A 21,127-nucleotide genomic window follows, 5' to 3' on the forward strand; every position below is an offset into this window, starting at 1 on the left:
TCCCCTACTCGACATAAAACACGTATCCCGCTATGGGCTATATCTTTCAGCTTGCGGCTGGTAAAGTGTTATTCACATATATTCACTCCGCCGGACTCCCACCACCACCGGCTCTCTGTGGGCGATAATCTATGCTACTTCTCTTCGTCATTGCCTTATATATGGCGTCAGCACATATCTGACGCCACATTATTATATTCTAGTGATTCAAGTTCTGTCAACTATATTTATGTATATTTCCACCATCATCCCACAATCTCTGCACCAAAAGGCATGAGCGCCAGCTTGGCGATCTTAAAGAACTGAAGCCCAAATGGAATTCCGACTATCGTTATGCAAAGCAGCAGCCCCAGGCAGGCATTCTCTACCGCCATAGGTATTCCGCAGCAGAGCAGCCATATGATATTCGCGATCAGCGAGCCAGCCCCGCCTCCATACACTATCTCTTTTCCAAATGGAAAGAATGCAAGTCCTGCAAACTTAAAGCACTGCATCCCAATCGGAATCCCTATTATCGTTATACAGCACAGCACCCCGCTTGCCCCCCACGAAAGTCCGCTCAATATTCCGCCACATAAAAACCATATACAATTTCCAAGACATCCCATGATATCATCTCCTATCTGCACAGTGCAGCCAGCATCCTGACTGCCGCCTCATACTCACCATTATCTCTAGTCTTCCGGATCTTCTTAAGAGCCCTCTCAGCTCCCTCCACATCATAAAACAGCCTCGACCAGTAAGCCCACAGCTCCTTCATCTTGAACATCGTGTTGCCCCTGCCCACATCCGACTCACAGTAATTCCTGTAAAGTTCATCGTGGAATATGAAGAATCTGTTCCAGTCATATGTACTGTCGCCACACTCTTCTTTTATCCGCTCCGCCAGACAAGGATCAGCTATTATCCCCCTGCCTATCATAACCTTACTTATATCAGGAAAATCGCCCGTGAACCTGTCATAATCCGCCACACTGTTTATATCTCCGTTGTAGCACACTGTGTCTGGTCTTCCATATGAAGCCACACCTTCGGCAAACACTTCCATGTTTGGCGTATTCTTGTAGAAATCCGTCTGTATTCTCGGATGTATGATCAGCTCACTTATCGGATACTTCTTATATATTTCTATGATATCCTCAAACTCCACAGAACTGTCTCTTCCTATTCTGGTCTTTATAGACACATCCATCACGTCGGCGACAAATACTTCATATAAGAAGTTGTCAAGCCTCTCCGTATCGTATATCAAACCCGAGCCTTTATACTTCGTTACTACAGTTTTTGACGGACAGCCGAGATTGATATTCACCTCGTTATATCCAAGCTCCTTCAGGAACTTTGCAGCCTTCACAAATCCCTCGCCGCTGTTGGTCAGAAGCTGCGGCACCACATTTATCCCCTGATTGTTTTCCGGCAGCACATCCCTTAGTTCCCTGTTTCTGAGAGGACGTCCTTTCGCCGGGGCAATGAACGGCATAAAGTATTTGTCAACGCTGCCGAAATATTTGTGATGTGCATTTCTGTATATGTATCCTGTTATCCCCTCCATCGGGGCAAGATATATCAAATCATCCCTGTTGTTCATCCATCATTCTCCCATTAAATCCGTAACCCCGGTATAAATATCCTGCAAACGACATCCCATACGCAAAAAATATAGAGACATTCATCACCCACATGACAAATGCCTCTACATTATAAACTATATTGTTCTATTTGAACAGATTGGTAACAAACTGTACAAAGTCAATTCCAAACGACTGGAGAAGCAGCAATGCAAGCAGTATTGGTGCCACAAACTTTACCATGACAATATAGAGCTTCTTCCTTCCAAACTTCTCGCCATTTCTTGTAACCTCGTCTATAACCGTCTTAGGCTTCACTACCCAGCCGATAAGTATACATGACAGGATAGCCACAAGCGGCATGAAGATGTTGTTACTCAGGTAATCCATCACATCGAGGATCTGGGCTGTAGCTCCATTTGGAAGCTTGAGCTCAAAGTACCATATGTTGTAACCGAAACATACGACCAACATTCCGACAACCGCATATACAGTTGTTATGACCGCACTCTTCTTTCTCGTGAGATGGAACTTATCCATAAGTCCTGACACTATCGCTTCCATGACCGATACTGAGGATGTGATCGCCGCAAATGTAACCATGATGAAGAACAGGGCTCCGATGACTGTTCCGACCTTACCCATGGCATTGAATACCTTTGGCAGAGATATGAACATAAGTCCAGGGCCCGCTGACATGCCTTCCGTTCCAGAGAACACATACACCGCAGGGACTATCATCAGACCAGCAAGGAAAGCCACTGCCGTGTCAAATATCTCTATCTGATTGATCGACTTCATAAGGTTAACATCCTTCTTAACATATGAGCCATACGCAACCATGATACCCATAGCGACACTTATCGAGAAGAAGAGCTGTCCCATGGCATCCATTACAACCATGAATATATCCCTGAATGTCATTCCCTTAAAATTAGGAATCAAATATACCTTCAGCCCATCAATTCCTGTTCTGATCGTACCATCATCACCGGTATGCTTGATCGTCAGTGAATAGATCGAAATTCCAATTATAAGAATTACCAATATCGGCATGAGCACCTTGCTAAACTTCTCTATTCCCTTTTCAACACCACAGAATACGACAACGCCTGTGGCCGTAAGGAATATAAGTGCAAATACTATAGGCGCAGTCTGGGCTGTTATAAAACCGGTGAAATAACCGTCACCAGTGGCAGCCTCTGTCTGACCTGTAAAATATGCTGTCATATACTTCAGAACCCATCCTCCGATAGTACAGTAATATGGAAGGATTATGACCGGTACGATCCACGCCAGACCGCCAAGCCATTTCCACTTCTTATGTATAAGACCATAAGCTGTGAGCGGTCCCTGCCGAGTCTTTCTTCCTATTGCAATATCTGTTGTGAGCAGTGTGAATCCAAATGTAAGCGCAAGTATTATATACACAAGTATAAACACACCACCGTTGTCCTTTGCCGCAAGATATGGGAACCTCCATATATTACCAAGTCCTACCGCACTTCCCGCTGCTGCCATAACAAAGCCCAGCGTCCCCGTAAAATTACTTCTTTCCTTCTTATTCATAATCGCCCTTTCTGTTTTTGCTTTTATTTTTTGCTATCCAGTCCCCTGTCTGAACAGTTACTTTTCATTTTTGCCTTCAGTTTTGCCGATGCCGCAAAGTATGCGCGACATCTTGCAGGATAATTTCGGAATGCGCCATATATATTGTATAAATAAAATCCATACGTCAGGAATTTGCCGGCAGGTCCTATCTTGTCCTTCAAGGTCTTCGGGTATCTCTTTCCGCCAACCTCGGGATGATTGCCGTCATTTATATAATTTATCAGATCATCCTCCGAATGTATATAATCCGGAAGATATGTACCTGCAAGTCCGACACAGTTCTCCTTATGGGCATCGCTTCCACCCAAAACAGGTATATCATAGTATGACGCAAGCCTTCTGGCCATCTTATTCCTCTTGGCTGATTCACAGCAATTATATCCCTCTATGAAGTCAAAATGCTGTGCATATAGTCTGTGCTCTATCATGCCAAGCCTTCTCGTGCTGCCAAAGCTCATGAACTTCTCGCCAAATGGATGAGCTGGGCCAAGTATACCGCCGCACTCGTGCACAAGCCATATCACCCTGATAAGCGCCATGCCCCTGTGTTCAAACAGGTCGTACACCTCCTCAGGTGTATCTGATGGCAGTACGATGAGGAAATGTCCATAGTCAAACGTATCATACTCGATACCTCTGAGCACAGTGAAATCCTTCACCTTATCTTTCTGCCTTAAGTACGCCTTGTATCCGGAATATGAATCATGGTCTGTGACCAGCATTCCGTGAAAACCACGCTGCTTTAACAGATCAATATAATCAAGAATCTTTACTTTGGCATCGGGTGATCCCTCAGCCGTATGACAATGCATGTCAAATCTTACTCTGTTCATGTGACCATCTCCTCTGATTATCCATCATGACATACAATCTAATACTCTGCTCCGTTTCCAAGCCATGTTATCTGTGAAAATGGGAAATACACAAATTCTGCTTTGGCAAGTATCTTGTCACGCTTCACATAGGTATTCTCCCAAAGTCTGGCATCCGCTGAGTTTGGTCTGTTGTCTCCCAGCATAAAGTAACAGTCCTCAGGAACCTGATATGGTCCAAACGATCTTACGTCAGTCCTTGCCTCATCACTAAGATAATCCTCCTTGAGCGGAGTATCACTTCCATTTATATATACCTTACCATCTATGATCTCCACGGTCTCACCCGGCAGTCCCATGATTCTCTTGATATATATCTGGGACTCATCGTCCGGCCACTTGAATATGGCTATATCGCCACGCTCAGGATCAGAGAACTTATATGTAAGCCTGCTTCCTATTATATTGTCTCCAAGCTGTATTGTCTCAAGCATGGAACCAGTAGGTACATTACAGTTTAATATCACAAATCGTCCCAGCAGAAATGCCAGTACGGCGGCCACAACTACTATCACTATACAATCAATCACATCCTGCTTATAATCACGTTTTATATCTCTGCGCCTTATCCTCATCTGATGCCAGACGACACCGCCATGCTCAGATTCACTCACGCCCTCATCCACAAAACCAAATTGTTCGTAGAATGGGATCATGTTCTCTTTACATGTGAGGACGACTCCGTCGAGTTTACATTTGACCGTCTCCTGAAGAACCTCATGCATTATCTTCGCCGCATATCCATTGTGCTGATAGTCCGGCAGAGTTGACACGCCGAATATCATAAGCCAGCGACCCTTCTTGTCGTAGAAGTCCTCGCCCGTATACATGGCATCGCTCAAATCCTTCTCATTAGTAGTAATGCCATTTATACCTGCTATTATTCGTCCGTCCTTCTTGAGCACCCAGAAGGTTTCTCTGTGTGCCTTCAGTCTTCGCTCTATAGACTCCCGGCTTGCTGCCTCAGCCTCAGGAAATGTCTCCTGCTCAAGCATCACAAGCTGGTCAAGATCTTTTTTACCTGGATTGTTTACCTTCATAAATATCCAAACACCTCTTTTCTAAGACACCTATTCTCCATTATCTCACATAACAGAACGGTGTCAAGAAAAAAGGATGCATATCTGACAGATATGCATCCTCTTATCTGATATCATCTATGCAAATTTCTATTACTCTACACTGTAGTTAGGAGCTTCCTTTGTGATATGGATATCATGTGGATGGCTCTCCTTGAGTGAAGCTGCTGAAATCTTGACGAACTCTGCCTTCTCATGAAGCTCTGCAATGTTCTTTGCTCCGCAGTAACCCATACCTGAACGAAGTCCACCGATGAGCTGGAATACTGTATCCTCAAGTGATCCCTTGTATGCCACACGGCCCTCAACGCCCTCTGGGACAAGCTTTCTTGCGTTCTCCTGGAAGTATCTGTCCTTAGAACCATTCTCCATGGCTGCTATAGATCCCATACCTCTGTATACCTTGTACTTACGTCCCTGATAAAGCTCGAAATCACCAGGAGCCTCATCTGTACCTGCGAACAGACTTCCCATCATACATACGTTGGCACCTGCTGCCAGAGCCTTTGTGATATCTCCTGAATACTTGATACCGCCATCTGCGATAACAGGGATTCCGGCATTCATAGCTGCATCATATGCCTGCATGATAGCTGTGATCTGTGGTACACCGATACCTGCAACAACTCTTGTTGTACAGATAGAACCAGGTCCGATACCGATCTTGACTGCATCTACACCCATGTCGATCATAGCCTGTGCGCCTGATCTTGTTGCAACGTTACCGGCAATAACCTGAAGGTCAGGATACTTCTCCTTAACCATCTTGAAAGTTCTCAGAACGTTGGCTGAATGTCCATGTGCTGTATCTATAACTATCGCATCAACCTTTGCTGATACGAGCTCTGCAACTCTGTCGAGGATGTTGGCTGTACATCCTACTGCTGCTGCACAGAGAAGTCTGCCCTGTGCGTCATGTGCTGAATATGGGTACTTGATCTGCTTCTCAATATCCTTGATCGTGATGAGTCCCTTCAGGTGGAAATCGTCATCAACGATAGGAAGCTTCTCCTTACGAGCCTTTCCAAGGATCTCTCTAGCCTCGTCAAGTGTGATTCCCTCCTTTGCTGTAACAAGACCCTCAGATGTCATTGACTCCTTGATCTTCTTGGTGTAGTCCTTCTCAAACTTCAGGTCACGGTTGGTTATGATTCCAACAAGCTTGCCATCCTCTGTGATAGGTACACCTGAGATTCTGAACTTGCTCATAAGCTCGTCAGCATCTGCCAGTGTATGCTCTGGAGATAAGTAAAATGGATCTGATATTACACCGTTCTCTGAACGCTTTACCTTGTCAACTTCCTCTGCCTGCTTCTCTATGGACATGTTCTTGTGGATAACTCCGATACCACCCTGACGAGCCATGGCAATAGCCATTCTGTGCTCTGTAACTGTGTCCATACCGGCACTCATAAGAGGAATGTTCAACTTAATCTTCTGTGTCAGCTGTGTTGTAAGGTCAACGTCATTTGGTAATACCTCAGAATAAGCAGGTACCAATAAAACGTCATCAAATGTAATTCCTTCGCCAATAATCTTACCCATTTTCTTCTCTCTCTTTCTGTAAAATATTTAATAAGAGCATTGTGCTCATTATGTACGTCAATTAGCCTTAATAGAGAAAACACATCACCCAACACTTATCGCGTTGGGTGATGTAACTTTTTAAACATGCTAACAAATTATATAGTTCTTGTCAAGGCAGTTCTTCCGTCTCCGTGGTCACATTTGTCTCTGTGTCCTCCGGATCTTCAGGATCTCCCTTATATACATAAGTGTCTTCCACTCCGAAATCTATACTGTCGTCTCCGACCTGCGCCACGGATATCTCCTTGCCCGCCTCAAACGAGTCCTCATATGGAAGAAACAGCGTATCTCTGTCTATATAGATAGTCTCCTTCAAAAAGGCATCATCTATCCACACAAATGTACATTCATTGAAGTTGCTTCCGTGGATATAATATCCATTCATAGGCTGTGGCTCCTCAGCACTCTCACCGTCCCCGGAACCATCATTTGCCGTGAAATCCGCTTCTTCATCAACCGGTGGCACATACACGCCCTTTTTGATCTCCGAGATCCTGATCTTGCTTATGCCGTATTTCATATTCGTCGGCTCATATGGCCATCCATCAGGATACATGTATCTCTGTCCATAAAGCATATCATACTCAATGTTCTCGAGATCATCATCATAGTTTGCATCGCCCGGCTTGTACTTTGACTGGAACTTCTGCACATAGCTCTTCTCAAATCCCAGCATATCAAACACCTTTGTGCTGAGCTGATATGCCTCTATATCCTCATCCTCAACCGGGAAGTTCTTCATATTGCTCCAGACAAAATACTCTGTCTGGTAAAGGTCTCCGTTGGTTATATCGTCCTCTGTGATCTCAAATCCAGGAAGATGGTCTCCATACATAACGAGAACGACCGGCTCATCGTACGCCGTAAGTCTGTCTATAAGCTTGCCAATGAAATCGTCCATCTCGTGGAGCTGGTTACAGTAATATGTCCACTGTGTATCAAGACTCTCATCGCCTGTTCCGGCAACCTTTATAGGATAGCTGTAATTCTCCTCGTCAAGCTCTGATGGGTATCTTCCATGTCCCTGTACGCTGACGGTGAATATGAAATCCCGTCCAGTGGTGGAGTACAGAGTCTTCATGATCTCACCGGTAAGGACATTGTCCTTCTCCCAGTTCTTCTGAGTATGCTCCAGATTGTACATATACTCCATCGGGGTAAATGTATCAAATCCCATGTTTTTATACACCTTGTATCTGTCATAGAATGTACCATCGTGATTGTGCATGGCATGTGTTGAATAACCATCAAGCTTCAGCTGTGTCGCCATGCTCTCTATGGTCTGCTTGCCAAGTATGGTCTTATATGGATACTCACCTGCACCGAAATATGCCACGTTAAATCCCGTGAGCACCTCAAATTCCGAATTGGCTGTACCTGCACCGATCGCCGGCATCGTCAGGAATCCTGATGTACATTCCTCCTTCAGCTTTGTGAAATTCGGAATAGGATTCTCATTGAACGTGAGGCATTTTACATATGACGGATCCATGAATGACTCAAGCTGTACAAATATAACGTTTGGCTTGTCCTTGCCATGCTTTGAATCCGTTGTGCCAACACTGTCCAGATCATCCTTTATCTCAAGCATCTTATCCTCGCTGTAATCACTCGGCTGTCCTATACCTACATCGACCACACTGTTTGAGAAACAGTATACAAATCCATAATTGTTGTATGCCGTTGCAAGGTTTGCAAAATTATCTGATATAGTCTGTGCATTGAGCGCGATCTTGGTGAAGAGCATTACACAGAAGAATGTCGCAACTATAAACACAGTCGTTCTCGTTCTATATATATTGCCCGTAACCGTCGGCGATTTTATGAACAGAACTATGATGGCTGCCAGCGCAACGAACAGAAGCGCAGCTATGAGCACGATCTGCCATACATTAAAATATTTGTCTATGATAGTTATCGTATTCCTCGCCATAAGCATATCGATAGCTGAAAATGGCGTTATTCTGAATCCCAGAACTATGCAGTTCGTGATTCCAAGTATCAGCCATGCAAACGATATAACGCAGTATCCGAATATTCTCTTTCTCATGAGCAGCGAAAGTGTCAGCGTAAAGAAAATGATCGAACAGTTATACAGAAATATGAGCGGCTGATTCCACACATACGATATCGCCTTAAACAGCGAATGTCTTCCAAGAGCTTCCAGAACAACGTCCAGAACAATTGCAAGAACCAGACAGATAAAAACTGCTGAATGATGAAAATTCTTAAGTCTCTCTTTCATAATTTAATCATTACCTCGTAAAAATTATACTTTTTCTGATATTCAACGATTGTGATTGATTATATCACTACATGTCATTTATTCAATAGTAAAAATGTTTAAATTTTATTACCAATCGCTTCTGAGGGCAAAAAAAAATCAGGATTGAATCCTGAGTGTGAATTAATATAAAAGAGCGCGAGACGGGAATCGAACCCGCGACCCTCTCCTTGGCAAGGAGATGCTCCACCGCTGAGCCACTCGCGCTTATCTGCTGTGCTACCAACAACAATATGGATAATATCACACCGCCAGCAAACTGTCAACAACTTTTTTAAAATTTTAGCAACATGGAAATTATCCAGAGCGCGAGACGGGAATCGAACCCGCGACCCTCTCCTTGGCAAGGAGATGCTCCACCGCTGAGCCACTCGCGCTTATCTGTTGTGTTTTCAACAACAATATGGATAATACCACATCTTATTCGAATTGCCAACAATTTTTTGAAAATTTTTTACAATTTTTTATTCAAGCCTTTATCCTATACCGGTTACTGAGTATCCACACTTCTCTACACAGCTCTTAAGCTCATCATCAGATACTTCTCTTCCGAGCTTAACGATAGCCTGCTTCTTCTTGAGGTCGACTTTTGCGTTCACCTGGCTCAGACTGTTCAGTGCATTCTGTACACGATCTGAACAGTTGCTGCAGTGCATTCCCTCTATGTAAATAGTCTTCACGGCGACAACATCCTTTATCTTGTCACCCTTGACCTTGACGGAACCACCGCCGCCACAGCAGCCTCCTTCTCCTTTAAAGTGCTTTGTAGAACTGATAACTGCACCCACTACTATAAGCACCAGTATGCACACTACCAATATTGTTCCACCCATTGTAGATCATCTCCTTCGTTATTAACAACATGAGCCACAGCCACAAGGCTTTACATTGACACCTGTCACCATCTGATTCTCAATATATCCGCCAGCCATAAGTCCTGCACGGATTATCCTGTTCCACTCTTTGGCCGAAAGCTCAATGCTGGATGAATCATCAAGCTCAATGACACAGGCATCCTCTATACCACAGTTGGCACCACAGGCAACCTTATACATGTTTTTACGGTTGATGGCTCCTATATCCTCCAATGTATTCACCATTCTGTACACTGTAGCCGAGCCTATACGACTGTCCTGCTTGGTCGCCTTATAATAAATCTCCTTGCAGGAAGAACACTCTTCCCCGAGTATTATGTCAAGGAGTATCATTCTCTGTCTGGTTATCCTGCATCCCATTTCCCTGAGTCTGCTGATAACGATCTCTTTCTGCATCTCTGTACGCTGGATACCTGTATCATCTATACTCTTCTTGTCCGTCTCTAATCTTTCGTTAGTCATCATACACGCCTCCTTCTGATTGTTGATAATATTATCATCAAGGTTAGTATGCCCTAACTCAAATTAGTTGTCAATAACGTTTTGTGCTAAAATCTAATATTTTTTCATAATTCAACCTGCAGATCACACATTATTCTAACAATTGGTTTTCTTCTGCGGAGTTCCGCAGTCAAATGTTATAACTGCCTTGAACAGATCACCATCTATGCTCAATCTGAATTTTGCACCCATCAGTGTACACAGACTGTTTGCAATAGACAATCCCAGTCCGCTTCCCTCCGTATTTCTGGAGCTGTCTCCACGGACAAATCTCTCCATGAGCTCATCACTGGACACATTGAGCGGATCTCTGGATATATTCTTGAACTCAATCCTGGTCTTTCTGTCATCGATTATCACCGATGCATATACCCTTGTCCCCGGCATTGCATATTTGCTTATATTACACAGAAGATTATCAAATACTCTCCACAGATGCTGTCCATCAGCTCTTATGACTGCCGGCAACTCTGATCTTGTGAATACGACCTTAAGCCCGGCATTTGCAAGTTTATCCTCATATTCTGCAACAGCCTGCTCAAGCAGCATATTGGCATCTATCTCTGCCCAGTTTATCTGGATATTGCCAGTGGATGCCTTGGATGCCTCGACCAGATCCTCTATGAGTTTTTTCAATCTCGCAGACTGCCTTGAGAGAACTTCTATATATTCCTGTCTTGTCTTCTCATCCATATCGTCCTTCTGCAGCAGATCAACATAGTTGATTATGGATGTAAGCGGGGTCTTTATATCGTGGGATACATTTGTTATGAGTTCTGTCTTCAAATGCTCGCTCTTCATTCTGGCCTCAACAGCCTTTGACATGCCGTCTCTTATCTGGTTGAGGTGTTCACCATGTGCGCGGAATACCCAGAACATTTTGCTTGTGTCCGCTTTCCTGTCCAGATTGCCCTCCGCCATCTCCTTTGCGCACTTGTATAACTCTTGTGTCTGTATGAGATATGCCACTATTCCGACTATGCACAGCCATTTTAAAATGATATAAATCACCACCCAAAGAAGGCCTCTCATGCTGCCTGCTGCCAGGATTGCCACAAAAATTATCTCTACTATAGTTATACCTATATAAGCCCATACGCCCTTCTGCGTCAGGGACATATGACTTTTCACATACCTGAAACAAGCTTTCGTCTTTCTTGCTATCCACTTCAGTGCGCGGATTATCAGACAGTCTGCAAAAAATGTTCCCGCCTTCACCTTAGCGACTATATTATTAAAGAAAAACAATGCCACAGAATATAGGCATGCCACCGGCACCAGAAACGCAATATACTGTATATTCTCTGATACAAATGTGTAATTCCTATACTGGTTCACACACATGGATGCAATACCGCTTTCAACGCAGATCCCTACTGCTGCTGCAACAGAGCATACTGTCATAGCCAGCACAAGCTCAGTCGGAGTCCTCTCAAATCTGCCAAGAGTGATCGTCTCCTTCCCTGTCTTTACGCCGGCGTTGACCATTGAAAATATTGACATGACGATGCACAGCAGCAGCATAACTGCAAATCCCGCCAATATCCCCTTGCTCTTCGTCCTCCATATTCCAATGTATTGAACCATTTCCGGATTTGACGCTTTGATGTTGTCTACAGCAGCCGCCACGTCCACATAGCATTTTCCCGTGATATTTATAAATGAATATGCATCATAGCTTAGCACAAGACAGTAGACCTTTCCAGATGAACTGCCAGAATCGTCTGCTTCATCAAGATACAGTTTTTCAACTGAGCTAGGATAATAATCGCCATACATGATATCCTGTTTGGTAATAGACTTGCCATCCGCTGTCAATACAGAATCTGTATCAGCCTCCACAGTATCACTTTCTTCATATTCTTCATTATAAATGTATTCGTCATAATATGGATCATAATTCCCCAGCAGAGCATTGATATACTGCTCGCCCTGTTCCATATCGCTCTGTTTGTCAAACACAATATATCTTTTAACAGGTACTTCTATCGTGCTATCATAATCATTTGTATATATATTATCGTCCAGCCGTGCATCATCGTTTATCAGCTTTATATTTCCGGTCGTTACTTTTATCTTTCCATTATTGATGCTGACATTTGTATCATCACTGCAGGATGCCGTCAGCATATAGCCGATATCACCTCGTTCGCTCATATCCTCATACCGGTATGACGACTTGATCGCAGATGTTGTATCCGCATTGGTCAATCTCCGGAAAACATCATCCGCAGTTATAACCATATCTCCGTTATGATCAGCACTCACGAGCTGATTATATGTTGTAATGCTTTCCAGCTGCGACCTTGTATCCTGGATGTAAGCCTTCACCTTTTCGGTAAGCGCATCATTTGTGTCCTCCACATAATCGTTTACAAGTCTCTCATACGGCGTCGCGCCCTGATCATCATCACTGTACACTCCAAGGTAGCTTCCCTGCAGCACCAGACCGCCTGTATACAGCGTTCCATATGCCAGCACCGCCACAAGAATATATATTCCAAGTTTAAAGAACACATTTCCTCGTATCTTATAAATTGTTTTATCCACTATTGTCCCTCCATTCTATATCCTCTTCCCCAGATAACCTTTATGTATCTCGGATCAGATGGATTTATCTCTATCTTTTCTCTCAGGTGTCTTATATGAACCGCAACAGAGCCTTCCGCTCCCATCGGATCCTCCTTCCACACCGCCTTATATATCTCCTTCGTGGAAAATACCTTTCCCACATTCTGCATAAGAAGTTTCAGGATGTCATACTCCGTCGGGGTGAGTGGCATAAGTTCACCGTCAAGTGTGACCTGTTTGGATTTGTCGTCAAGTTCTATACCTCCGATAACCAGCTTATCCTTTGGTGTCTCTCCGCCTCCCAGCTGCATGTAACGCCTGAGCTGGGACTTTACCCTTGCCAGAAGTTCCACCGGATTAAATGGTTTTGTCACATAGTCATCTGCGCCGACCTCAAGTCCCAGCACCTTGTCGGTATCCTCACTCTTTGCCGTAAGCATGATAACCGGCACATTGCTGCTCTCTCTTATCTTTGCCATGGCTGTTATACCGTCCATCTGAGGCATCATGACGTCCATGAGTACAAGCTGTATGTCATTAGAATTTACCATATCAACTGCCTCCATACCATTGTAAGCTTTATACACCGAATACCCGGCTGTCTTAAGATATATCTCTATAGCTGATACTATATCTTTTTCATCGTCACATATTAATATATTGTACATTTTTCTTGTCCTCACCTTTTTCGTATTTATCCTTAGCTTACCACAATCACCTCCTGTTCTCAATTATCGCCATACTGCCATTAAGAAACAACCATTATAAAGTTTAAGATATCTTTAAGACTTGTCATTATTTGTGGTATACTTAGGAGGCGGTCTGTCATTGCAGATGTTATAACGCAAAATATATCACTATATAGAAACGGAGTTTTATTTATGACAAAAAAAGACGTACTTGAGATAAGACACCTGTTTGCTCCAAAGGAATGCTCCATAAGCAAGATCCGCGGATGCTACGTGGACGGAGACTGCAACAAGGTGGCGACCATCAACGAACAGTTTCTCACCATGCCGGAAGAAGAAACATACAAATATTTTGAAATACTGAAAAAGACTTTATCAGGAAGCATTGGCAAGAATCTTGTCACCATGCCATTTCCTACCTCACAGGAGTTTGAAGGCGGCACACAGGAATTCCTGAATAAACTCAGGAAGAGCAAGCTTGAGAACGATGAGCTGATAAATGAGTTCTATGACAAGGTCATCGAGAACTACGATTACACCGGCAACTACCTCATACTGCTCATCCACGATACATATGATGTTCCGGGCAAGACAACCGACGGCATCATGATGGACGATGCATCAGACGAGGTGTATGACTATATCATGTGCTCCATTTGCCACGTCAACCTGTCCAAGGCGGGACTCAGCTACTTCGACGTTGAAAGCACATTCCACAACAGAGTCCGCGACTGGGTGGTCGACATGCCGGACATAGGCTTCCTGTTCCCGGCATTTATCGACAGGAGCACGGATATCCACAACGTTCTGTACTACACCAAAAAACCGGAGGAGCTTCACGACAGCTTCATAAGTAACATCCTTGGCACTTCTCTTCCTATAACAGCGGGCGAGCAGAAGGATGTATTCCAGGAGATCGTGGCTGAGACTCTGGGCGATGACTGTAATTACGACATGGTGCGTACAATACACGACAATCTGAACGAGATGATAGAGCAGAGAAAGGACAGTCCTGAACCGCTGACCCTATCCAAGAACACTATAAAGAATCTGCTGACAGAGAGCGGAGTATCAGATGAGAAGATGGCAGATTTTGACGCCCACTACGAGAAGGTAACCGCTGCGGCAGCACCGCCTGAGCAGCCATCTGAGAACCCGGAGGATGAACCGGCCATAGTTGTACCGCGTGAGAAGTCAACTGTCATGTACGCGACAAATGTTGCAAACACAAAAACATTTGAGGTAAAGACTCCTGATGTGGTCATCAAGGTGAATCCTGAGAGAACTGATCTGGTAGAGACCATGGAGATCGACGGAAGGAAATGCATCGTCATCCAGATATCCGATCAGGTCGAGGTAAACGGAATACCTATCAACAACAAATAACAACGGCACAAAAAAGGACCACCGGCAGCAACAAAACCGCCGGTGATCCTTTTTCTATCTGCCCTATTGTTTGAGCATCTTCTTTTTCTTCAATATCAAAGCTATCACAATACTTATAACGAGTATTATACCGCACACTATCTCAAATCCATATGGTACATTCGCAAATGGCATCCACTTCGTGCCCACATTCATTCCATACACACCCGATATAACTGTAGGCACAGCCATGACGATGGTTATGGCCGCCAGAAACTTCATGGCGTTGTTCAGTCTGTTGTTTATGATGGTCGTCATGAGCTCTCTCGTACCACTTATGATATCCCTGTATATCTGTGTCATCTCGATAGCCTGCTTGTTCTCCACCAAAACGTCGTCAAGCAATTCCTTGTCCTCCGGATACTGCTTGATCCTGCCGTATCTTGTCAGCTTGTCAAGAACTACTCCATTCGCTCTCAGTGATGTGGCGAAGTATACGAGGTTGGACTCCAGCTCGTGAAGATCTATGAGATCCGCATCCTCGGTCTCCTCCTGGATACGTTGCTCAATAAGGGTTCTTCTTCTGTCCATGACTCTCAGATAATACTGGTATGTGGTACAGTTCCTGTAGAGTATCTGGTACATGAACCTCATCCTCTTCTTGGTACTGAATTCTCTCACCTTGCCTTCCATGAATGCCTCAAGTACCGGTGTCTCCTCAGCACATATGGTGATGATACAGTCTGCAACAAGTATGATACCAAGTGGAATCGTAGTATATGCCTCACGTTCATTTCTTATCTCTATAGAAGGGATATCCACGATTATCAGTGTGTAGTTGTCCTCCACCTGAACACGTGAGCTCTCCTCGTCATCCAGTGCGGCTCTGACATCCGCCAGATCTATCTCAAACCTCTCGGCTATGCTCTTACTCTCATCTATTGTTGGCTTAGTCATGACTATCCAGGCACCAGGACCATATTCCTGTATTTCACTCAAAATTCTGTCATCTGTTCTGTACAGCGTGATCATATCTGCGCCTCCTGCCACATAGATTACAGCATGCCTCAAATGCACATTACCGCCTGATAATATTAACATAAAAAACACGGCCTTTCAACAAAGTTTTGTGTAAAGACCGTGTAATATCTATGTATATGACCCGTCGCTTTTATCGCGTCTACATGCACGTTTATCCTATACTAGTCAAGTGCCTTTCTGTGGGCTACTGTAACCGTCTCCTCGTAGCATGAGAAGGCATCCTCGACCTTCTTCTGGTCAGGCTTCTTTGTGAACAGGCTCACAATAGGAACTATTATGAGACCGCCCACCATTGCAACCGCACCGCAGTTGATAGGTGACTGCATCACTGCCGGGAACTTGAACAATCCCCATGTATTGCTTATAAAGTTCAGCGTCATGATTCCTGTTCCCCATATAAAGCATGTCCAGCATGCCGCAACTGTAGTCTTCTTCCAGTATAAGCCATATAAAAATGGAGCAAGGAACGCACCTGCTATAGCCCCCCATGAAACACCCATAAGCTGTGCTATGAACGTTATCCTGCTTGAGTACTGCACGATGGCAATAACAGCCGATACAGCAACAAACATAACGAGCATGAGCCTCATGACAAGTATCTGTTTCTTCTCATCCATCTTCGGTGCAATGACCGGCTTTATAAAGTCGATGGTAAGCGTTGAGCTGGATGTAAGGACCAGCGAAGAAAGTGTGGACATAGATGCTGAAAGCACCAGTATGACCACAAGTCCCATAAGGGCAGCTGGAAGCTTCTCAAGCAGATGTGGAATGATGGCATCGAATCCCTCTGTAGCAACATCGGTTCCTGTCAGTCTTCCAAAACCGCCGAGGAAATAGCATCCGCCGGCAACTACGATCGCAAACAGTGTCGACACAACCGTACCTGTCTTGATGGATCTCTCATCCTTTATGGCGTAGAACTTCTGTACCATCTGTGGAAGTCCCCATGTTCCAAGGGATGTCAGCACGACGACACAAAACAGATTGAACACGTCAGGTCCCAGGAATGATGCAAATACACCAGGTGTATCTGACACTGCAGGATCATTTATCCTTGCCAGACTGTCTAGCGCGCCTGTGAGTCCACCATAGTTGTTGAGTACCGCATATATGACTGCCACGATTCCCACCAGCATGATGAGTCCCTGGATGAAATCGTTGATAGCAGTCGCCATGTATCCACCAACGATTACATATATACCTGTAAGGGCAGCCATGACGATTACGCATATCTTATAGTCAACATTGAACGCCATTCCGAACAGTCTTGAAAGTCCGTTGTACAGTGACGCTGTATATGGAATGAGGAAGATGAAGATGATGATCGACGAGAAAAGCTTCAATGACTTGCTGGAGTATCTCTTCTCGAAGAACTCCGGCATAGTTCTCGTGTCAAGCTCCTGTGTGAGCAGTCTTGTTCTTCTTCCGAGAACTACCCATGCCACCAGTGAGCCAAGCAGCGCATTTCCAATTCCTATCCATGTGGAAGCAATTCCGTACTTCCATCCAAACTGTCCGGCATATCCAATGAATATAACCGCTGAGAAGTAAGATGTTCCATAGGCAAATGCCGTGAGCCACGGGCCAACACTTCTGCCTCCGAGAACAAATCCATTCACATCCTTTGTGTGTTTTCTCGAGTAAAATCCAACTCCAAGCATGATTGCAAAGAAAACAACAAGCATAATAACTTTGAGTACCATAGTATCCTCCCAATACATTTTTTATCCGCGGTTTACTTTATCACATCAAAGCGTGTCAACTTTAAAGTTTTGCGGTTTAAATTGCTATATCTGATTATAAGTTATACCCATACCATAGTCAAGAAATATCCACAAAAAATACAGCGTGCGGCAATCGCTACACGCTGTATTTTTTATTGAGATCTAATCAAGTTCATCTAAATCATAAAAATCATCCATACTGTAATAATCCTTGTCATAGTGACTTGTTATACACACCAACTCTTCCGGTTCATAATCATCACATAAATGACTATACCCCATTCATTTGATATCTGCTACATATAATTCTTGTACATAATATAAGCAAAATATACCGCATACACAGCCAGCATCACTATTCCGCCCGACCTGGTGAGCTTCTTCTTTCTGACGCTGCACACCCAGAGGAGAACAGCAGCCACTATTGCCATGATGCCATCCAACAGGAAGTTCTGCTCAAACTGCACTGGGGTTATGAGCATTGTAGTTCCGGCAACGAAAAGTATATTGAATATATTGCTTCCAACTATGTTGCCTATGGCAATATCTGTCTGCCCCTTTTTTGCCGCTGTGCATGATGTCACAAGCTCAGGAAGAGATGTGCCAAATGCCACTATTGTAAGACCTATGAGTCTCTCTGTCATACCGAGCTTTCCAGCTATATATGATGCCGCATTTACAGTGAAATTACTTCCGACCACGACCAGCGCTAATCCTATGATTATAAACAGTATAAGTCTCGGAGTCTTATCCTTCTCCGTGAGTTCTATAGAATCACTCTCGCTGTTGCCATTCTTCGCGCTGATGATCAGATATACCAAAAATCCAATAAACACTACATAGAATATCACACCCTCAAGTCTGCTGAGCACACCATCAAAATATCCCATGCAGAGTATCATGATCGATGCCACGATAACAAATGGTATATCTATCCTAAGTGTATTTTTCTTTATAGGAAGTGCTGCTATGAGTGCTGTCACTCCAAGGATGACAAGTATGTTAATAATGTTGCTTCCAAGCACATTTCCAACAGTGATCCCGGCTCCCGCAGGCGAAAGTGCCGCCTTTATGCTGACAGCTGCTTCTGGAGCACTAGTGCCCATGGCAACTATTGTTAAGCCAACTACCATCTCTGGTATGTTGCATTTGACAGCTATTTTAGACGCACCATCTACAAATACATCCGCTCCCTTTATCATAAACACAAATCCAAGCACAAGAAGCAGTATCTGACCTAACATTTTTAATATCTCCATACATTCCCTCCATTGTATATATGCTACATTTTCACCTCAGCTATATAAGCAGCTTTTCTATCCCTATCATGTGGCATATGACGTATTACAGATCTCTTCTGACAATTATCATGCCCGCAACGCTGTCCAGCAATTCCTCAATTCCAAGACCTTCCGCTTTGATATTGATATGGCAGTATTTCTCATAAAGCTTTGTCCTCTCATTATACAAATCTTTCAGAGTCTGTCCATCCTTCAGCACCACGCCTCTTCTCTTGATATTGCCAAGTCTGTTCGCTATCTCCTCATACGGAAGATTTATATATATAACTGTATCCTCCGCCATGTATTTCTTCATGGCCTCAGTACAGTACACAGCGCTTCCACCTGTGGCTATGACTGCATGTTGGTCTGTGATACCCTTGTTCACATCATTCTCTATCTTTAAAAACCCATCATCGCCATACTTTGCTATTATCTCCCTGAGCAGCATTCCCTGACTGTTCTGTATGAGAATATCTGCATCGATGAACTTATAACCGAGAACCTTTGCCAGAAGAACCCCTATAGTGCTCTTGCCCGCTCCCGGCATGCCTGTAAGTACTATGTTGTTCATTTTTCCTTTACCTCCGGTATAACTGATACTTCGTCCTTGAGCGTCTTGAGAACAAAGTGCGTTTCAGTTGCAGACACACCCTCATATCCCTTCACAAATCTATACACCTCGTCCAGACCTGCAGCGGAATCAGTCACTATCTTCAATATAAAGTCAAAATCTCCTGTCATATAGAAGCATGCGACTATGCTGTCATTTGTCTGTATAAGCTGTGCAAATTCATCATAATATTTCGGATGCTTCAGTCTCACTTCCATGATGGCTACCATCTCATTGCCCAGCTTTTTCTGGTCAACCTCAATGGTATATCCCTTTATTACCCCGCTGCTCTCCATCTTCCTTATTCTCTCTATCACGGCCGAGACAGAGAGATTGATCTCTTCACTGATGGCCGATGCTGTAAGTCTCGCATTGTCCTTCAGGCATCTCAGTATCTTGTAGTCAATGTTATCCATTAATTAAACCTCTGTATAATAAAATTAGATTACTCCCAAACATTTTAACACAAACACCCACAGAGTCAACGTCACTGACGATAATAATGTGGATAAAACGATAATATTCGATGACAGCACATAATCATTGTCCATATTCTTCGCCATGATGTATCCCGACACCGTAGCCGGTGCTCCAACCATTATAAGTATAGCAACAATCTCACTCGGCCCAAAGCCCATACCAATGGCAGCCGGAAGGAATATGACAGGAAGAATCACAAGCTTTATGACCGTTGCCACAAGTGACGGCTTGAGCCTGGTCAATGCCTGCTGTGAGTCAAATCCAGCACCTATGGCTATGAGCGCTATAGGAGTCGCCGTCTGTGCTATATAACTGATAGTTCTTGTCGGTATGGCTGGTATCGGTATGTCAAATACAGAGAACGGGATTCCAAGCAATATTCCTATGATGATCGGATTCTTCAATATATTGACGAACGCTTTCTTGATACCCGCTGTTCCCCTCTGTCTGTCGTTCCCGCCAAATGTCAGAGCTATTACTGATATAATATTGTACATCGGCACCGCTGACACTATCATGAGAGGCGCCATGCCCGAGTTGCCACAGATATTCTCCACAAATGCAACGCCGAGAACCGCAGCACTTCCTCTTGCTCCCCCCTGCACAAATGCACCAATCATGGTTCTGTCCTTACAGTATATCAGTGCCAACACCCATACCAGCCCAAACATTATGATCGTTCCAAAGAAGCAGAACAGAACAAACTTTACATTGAGGTCGTCCAATATGGAGGTCGTCGCAATATCCCTGAACAGCAGAACCGGAAGGGCTACCTTGAACACATATTTATTCGCCACGTTGGCGAACTCTTCTGTTATAATATGTATCTTCATCAGAAACCATCCCAGAAGTATCACCAGAAATATCGGTATCGTTGCATTTATGCTGAATATAAAATTATCCATTACTACACATCCTCACAATTTTCAATTTTTTTCAAAATACCTATTGACTTTCGCTCCTATAATGCATATAATGCAAAAGTCG

Annotated in this window: 18 protein-coding genes and 2 tRNA genes; 1 reads left to right on the top strand and 19 read right to left on the bottom strand. The window is 44.0% G+C overall.

Annotated elements, in window-relative coordinates; translation table 11 throughout:
• Positions 1–245: 245 nt before the first annotated feature.
• From DW159_RS05805 to DW159_RS05865, 13 genes are all read right to left on the bottom strand, one after another.
• Complete coding sequence (locus tag DW159_RS05805; RefSeq protein WP_117549311.1) at positions 246–608, bottom strand: YccF domain-containing protein; 363 nt, start codon at positions 606–608, stop codon at positions 246–248.
• An 11-nt stretch (positions 609–619) separates the two neighbouring features.
• Complete coding sequence (locus tag DW159_RS05810) at positions 620–1,588, bottom strand: tRNA dihydrouridine synthase (RefSeq protein WP_117549313.1); 969 nt, start codon at positions 1,586–1,588, stop codon at positions 620–622.
• Positions 1,589–1,715: 127 nt separating this feature from the next.
• Positions 1,716–3,137, bottom strand: a complete 1,422-nt coding sequence (locus tag DW159_RS05815) for a sodium-dependent transporter (RefSeq protein ID WP_117549315.1) — start codon at positions 3,135–3,137, stop codon at positions 1,716–1,718.
• A 23-nt stretch (positions 3,138–3,160) separates the two neighbouring features.
• The gene (locus DW159_RS05820; protein ID WP_117549317.1) at positions 3,161–4,012 is read right to left on the bottom strand and encodes a PHP-associated domain-containing protein; all 852 of its coding nucleotides are present in this window, start codon (positions 4,010–4,012) and stop codon (positions 3,161–3,163) included.
• Positions 4,013–4,050: 38 nt separating this feature from the next.
• Entirely contained in the window at positions 4,051–5,091 is a 1,041-nt protein-coding gene (lepB, locus tag DW159_RS05825) for a signal peptidase I (protein WP_117549319.1), read from the bottom strand.
• A gap of 132 nt (positions 5,092–5,223) precedes the next feature.
• The gene (gene guaB / locus DW159_RS05830; protein WP_117549321.1) at positions 5,224–6,675 is read right to left on the bottom strand and encodes an IMP dehydrogenase; all 1,452 of its coding nucleotides are present in this window, start codon (positions 6,673–6,675) and stop codon (positions 5,224–5,226) included.
• Between the two features lie 151 nt (positions 6,676–6,826).
• Positions 6,827–8,962: an LTA synthase family protein gene (locus DW159_RS05835; RefSeq protein ID WP_117549323.1), complete on the bottom strand. Its 2,136-nt coding sequence runs from the start codon at positions 8,960–8,962 to the stop codon at positions 6,827–6,829.
• 174 nt (positions 8,963–9,136) lie between these two features.
• Positions 9,137–9,208, bottom strand: a tRNA-Gly gene (locus tag DW159_RS05840).
• A gap of 98 nt (positions 9,209–9,306) precedes the next feature.
• Positions 9,307–9,378, bottom strand: a tRNA-Gly gene (locus DW159_RS05845).
• A gap of 99 nt (positions 9,379–9,477) precedes the next feature.
• On the bottom strand, positions 9,478–9,834 hold the full coding sequence (locus DW159_RS05850; protein ID WP_117549325.1) for a heavy-metal-associated domain-containing protein: 357 nt from the start codon (positions 9,832–9,834) through the stop codon (positions 9,478–9,480).
• Positions 9,835–9,855: 21 nt separating this feature from the next.
• Complete coding sequence (locus DW159_RS05855; RefSeq protein WP_117549327.1) at positions 9,856–10,338, bottom strand: transcriptional repressor; 483 nt, start codon at positions 10,336–10,338, stop codon at positions 9,856–9,858.
• 135 nt (positions 10,339–10,473) lie between these two features.
• Positions 10,474–12,927, bottom strand: coding sequence for a sensor histidine kinase (locus DW159_RS05860; RefSeq protein ID WP_117549329.1), 2,454 nt, complete (start codon positions 12,925–12,927; stop codon positions 10,474–10,476).
• A complete protein-coding gene (locus DW159_RS05865; protein ID WP_117549467.1) occupies positions 12,927–13,616 on the bottom strand; it encodes a response regulator transcription factor in 690 nt (229 codons plus the stop codon). The genes DW159_RS05860 and DW159_RS05865 overlap by 1 nt, the downstream gene beginning before the upstream one ends.
• 213 nt (positions 13,617–13,829) lie before the next feature.
• Between DW159_RS05865 and DW159_RS05870 the strand changes: the two genes are divergently transcribed.
• Positions 13,830–15,023, top strand: a complete 1,194-nt coding sequence (locus tag DW159_RS05870) for a DUF4317 domain-containing protein (RefSeq protein ID WP_015533946.1) — start codon at positions 13,830–13,832, stop codon at positions 15,021–15,023.
• A 63-nt stretch (positions 15,024–15,086) separates the two neighbouring features.
• On the opposite strand, the gene DW159_RS05875 is transcribed toward DW159_RS05870, so the two are convergent.
• The 6 genes from DW159_RS05875 to DW159_RS05900 all read right to left on the bottom strand — a co-directional run bounded on the left by DW159_RS05875 (position 15,087) and on the right by DW159_RS05900 (position 21,045).
• Positions 15,087–16,034, bottom strand: a complete 948-nt coding sequence (locus tag DW159_RS05875) for a magnesium transporter CorA family protein (RefSeq protein ID WP_117549331.1) — start codon at positions 16,032–16,034, stop codon at positions 15,087–15,089.
• A 170-nt stretch (positions 16,035–16,204) separates the two neighbouring features.
• Complete coding sequence (locus DW159_RS05880; RefSeq protein WP_117549333.1) at positions 16,205–17,746, bottom strand: sodium:solute symporter family protein; 1,542 nt, start codon at positions 17,744–17,746, stop codon at positions 16,205–16,207.
• 317 nt (positions 17,747–18,063) lie between these two features.
• Complete coding sequence (locus DW159_RS05885; RefSeq protein WP_117549335.1) at positions 18,064–19,026, bottom strand: calcium/sodium antiporter; 963 nt, start codon at positions 19,024–19,026, stop codon at positions 18,064–18,066.
• Between the two features lie 85 nt (positions 19,027–19,111).
• Positions 19,112–19,621 carry a shikimate kinase gene (locus DW159_RS05890; protein ID WP_055146992.1) on the bottom strand — a complete coding sequence of 170 codons (510 nt, stop codon included), beginning with the start codon at positions 19,619–19,621 and terminating at the stop codon, positions 19,112–19,114.
• Positions 19,618–20,076 carry an Lrp/AsnC family transcriptional regulator gene (locus DW159_RS05895; protein WP_022215931.1) on the bottom strand — a complete coding sequence of 153 codons (459 nt, stop codon included), beginning with the start codon at positions 20,074–20,076 and terminating at the stop codon, positions 19,618–19,620. The genes DW159_RS05890 and DW159_RS05895 overlap by 4 nt, the downstream gene beginning before the upstream one ends.
• A 24-nt stretch (positions 20,077–20,100) precedes the next feature.
• A complete protein-coding gene (locus DW159_RS05900; protein WP_117549337.1) occupies positions 20,101–21,045 on the bottom strand; it encodes an AEC family transporter in 945 nt (314 codons plus the stop codon).
• Between the last annotated feature and the right edge of the window lie 82 nt (positions 21,046–21,127).

The sequence above is a fragment of the Coprococcus sp. AM14-16 genome (genome assembly GCF_003434675.1).
Taxonomy (GTDB): Bacteria; Bacillota; Clostridia; order Lachnospirales; family Lachnospiraceae; genus Coprococcus; species Coprococcus aceti.

Bases quoted from the DNA above. Each gene is read 5' to 3' on its own strand.
- DW159_RS05870 (WP_015533946.1), top strand. From the start codon at position 13,830: ATGACAAAAAAAGACGTACTTGAGATAAGACACCTGTTTGCTCCAAAG.
- DW159_RS05890 (WP_055146992.1), bottom strand. From the start codon at position 19,621: ATGAACAACATAGTACTTACAGGCATGCCGGGAGCGGGCAAGAGCACT.
- DW159_RS05855 (WP_117549327.1), bottom strand. From the start codon at position 10,338: ATGACTAACGAAAGATTAGAGACGGACAAGAAGAGTATAGATGATACA.
- DW159_RS05865 (WP_117549467.1), bottom strand. From the start codon at position 13,616: ATGTACAATATATTAATATGTGACGATGAAAAAGATATAGTATCAGCT.
- DW159_RS05885 (WP_117549335.1), bottom strand. From the start codon at position 19,026: ATGGAGATATTAAAAATGTTAGGTCAGATACTGCTTCTTGTGCTTGGA.
- DW159_RS05900 (WP_117549337.1), bottom strand. From the start codon at position 21,045: ATGGATAATTTTATATTCAGCATAAATGCAACGATACCGATATTTCTG.
- guaB (WP_117549321.1), bottom strand. From the start codon at position 6,675: ATGGGTAAGATTATTGGCGAAGGAATTACATTTGATGACGTTTTATTG.
- DW159_RS05815 (WP_117549315.1), bottom strand. From the start codon at position 3,137: ATGAATAAGAAGGAAAGAAGTAATTTTACGGGGACGCTGGGCTTTGTT.
- DW159_RS05805 (WP_117549311.1), bottom strand. From the start codon at position 608: ATGGGATGTCTTGGAAATTGTATATGGTTTTTATGTGGCGGAATATTG.
- DW159_RS05875 (WP_117549331.1), bottom strand. From the start codon at position 16,034: ATGATCACGCTGTACAGAACAGATGACAGAATTTTGAGTGAAATACAG.
- DW159_RS05835 (WP_117549323.1), bottom strand. From the start codon at position 8,962: ATGAAAGAGAGACTTAAGAATTTTCATCATTCAGCAGTTTTTATCTGT.
- DW159_RS05810 (WP_117549313.1), bottom strand. From the start codon at position 1,588: ATGAACAACAGGGATGATTTGATATATCTTGCCCCGATGGAGGGGATA.
- DW159_RS05850 (WP_117549325.1), bottom strand. From the start codon at position 9,834: ATGGGTGGAACAATATTGGTAGTGTGCATACTGGTGCTTATAGTAGTG.
- DW159_RS05895 (WP_022215931.1), bottom strand. From the start codon at position 20,076: ATGGATAACATTGACTACAAGATACTGAGATGCCTGAAGGACAATGCG.
- DW159_RS05880 (WP_117549333.1), bottom strand. From the start codon at position 17,746: ATGGTACTCAAAGTTATTATGCTTGTTGTTTTCTTTGCAATCATGCTT.
- lepB (WP_117549319.1), bottom strand. From the start codon at position 5,091: ATGAAGGTAAACAATCCAGGTAAAAAAGATCTTGACCAGCTTGTGATG.
- DW159_RS05820 (WP_117549317.1), bottom strand. From the start codon at position 4,012: ATGAACAGAGTAAGATTTGACATGCATTGTCATACGGCTGAGGGATCA.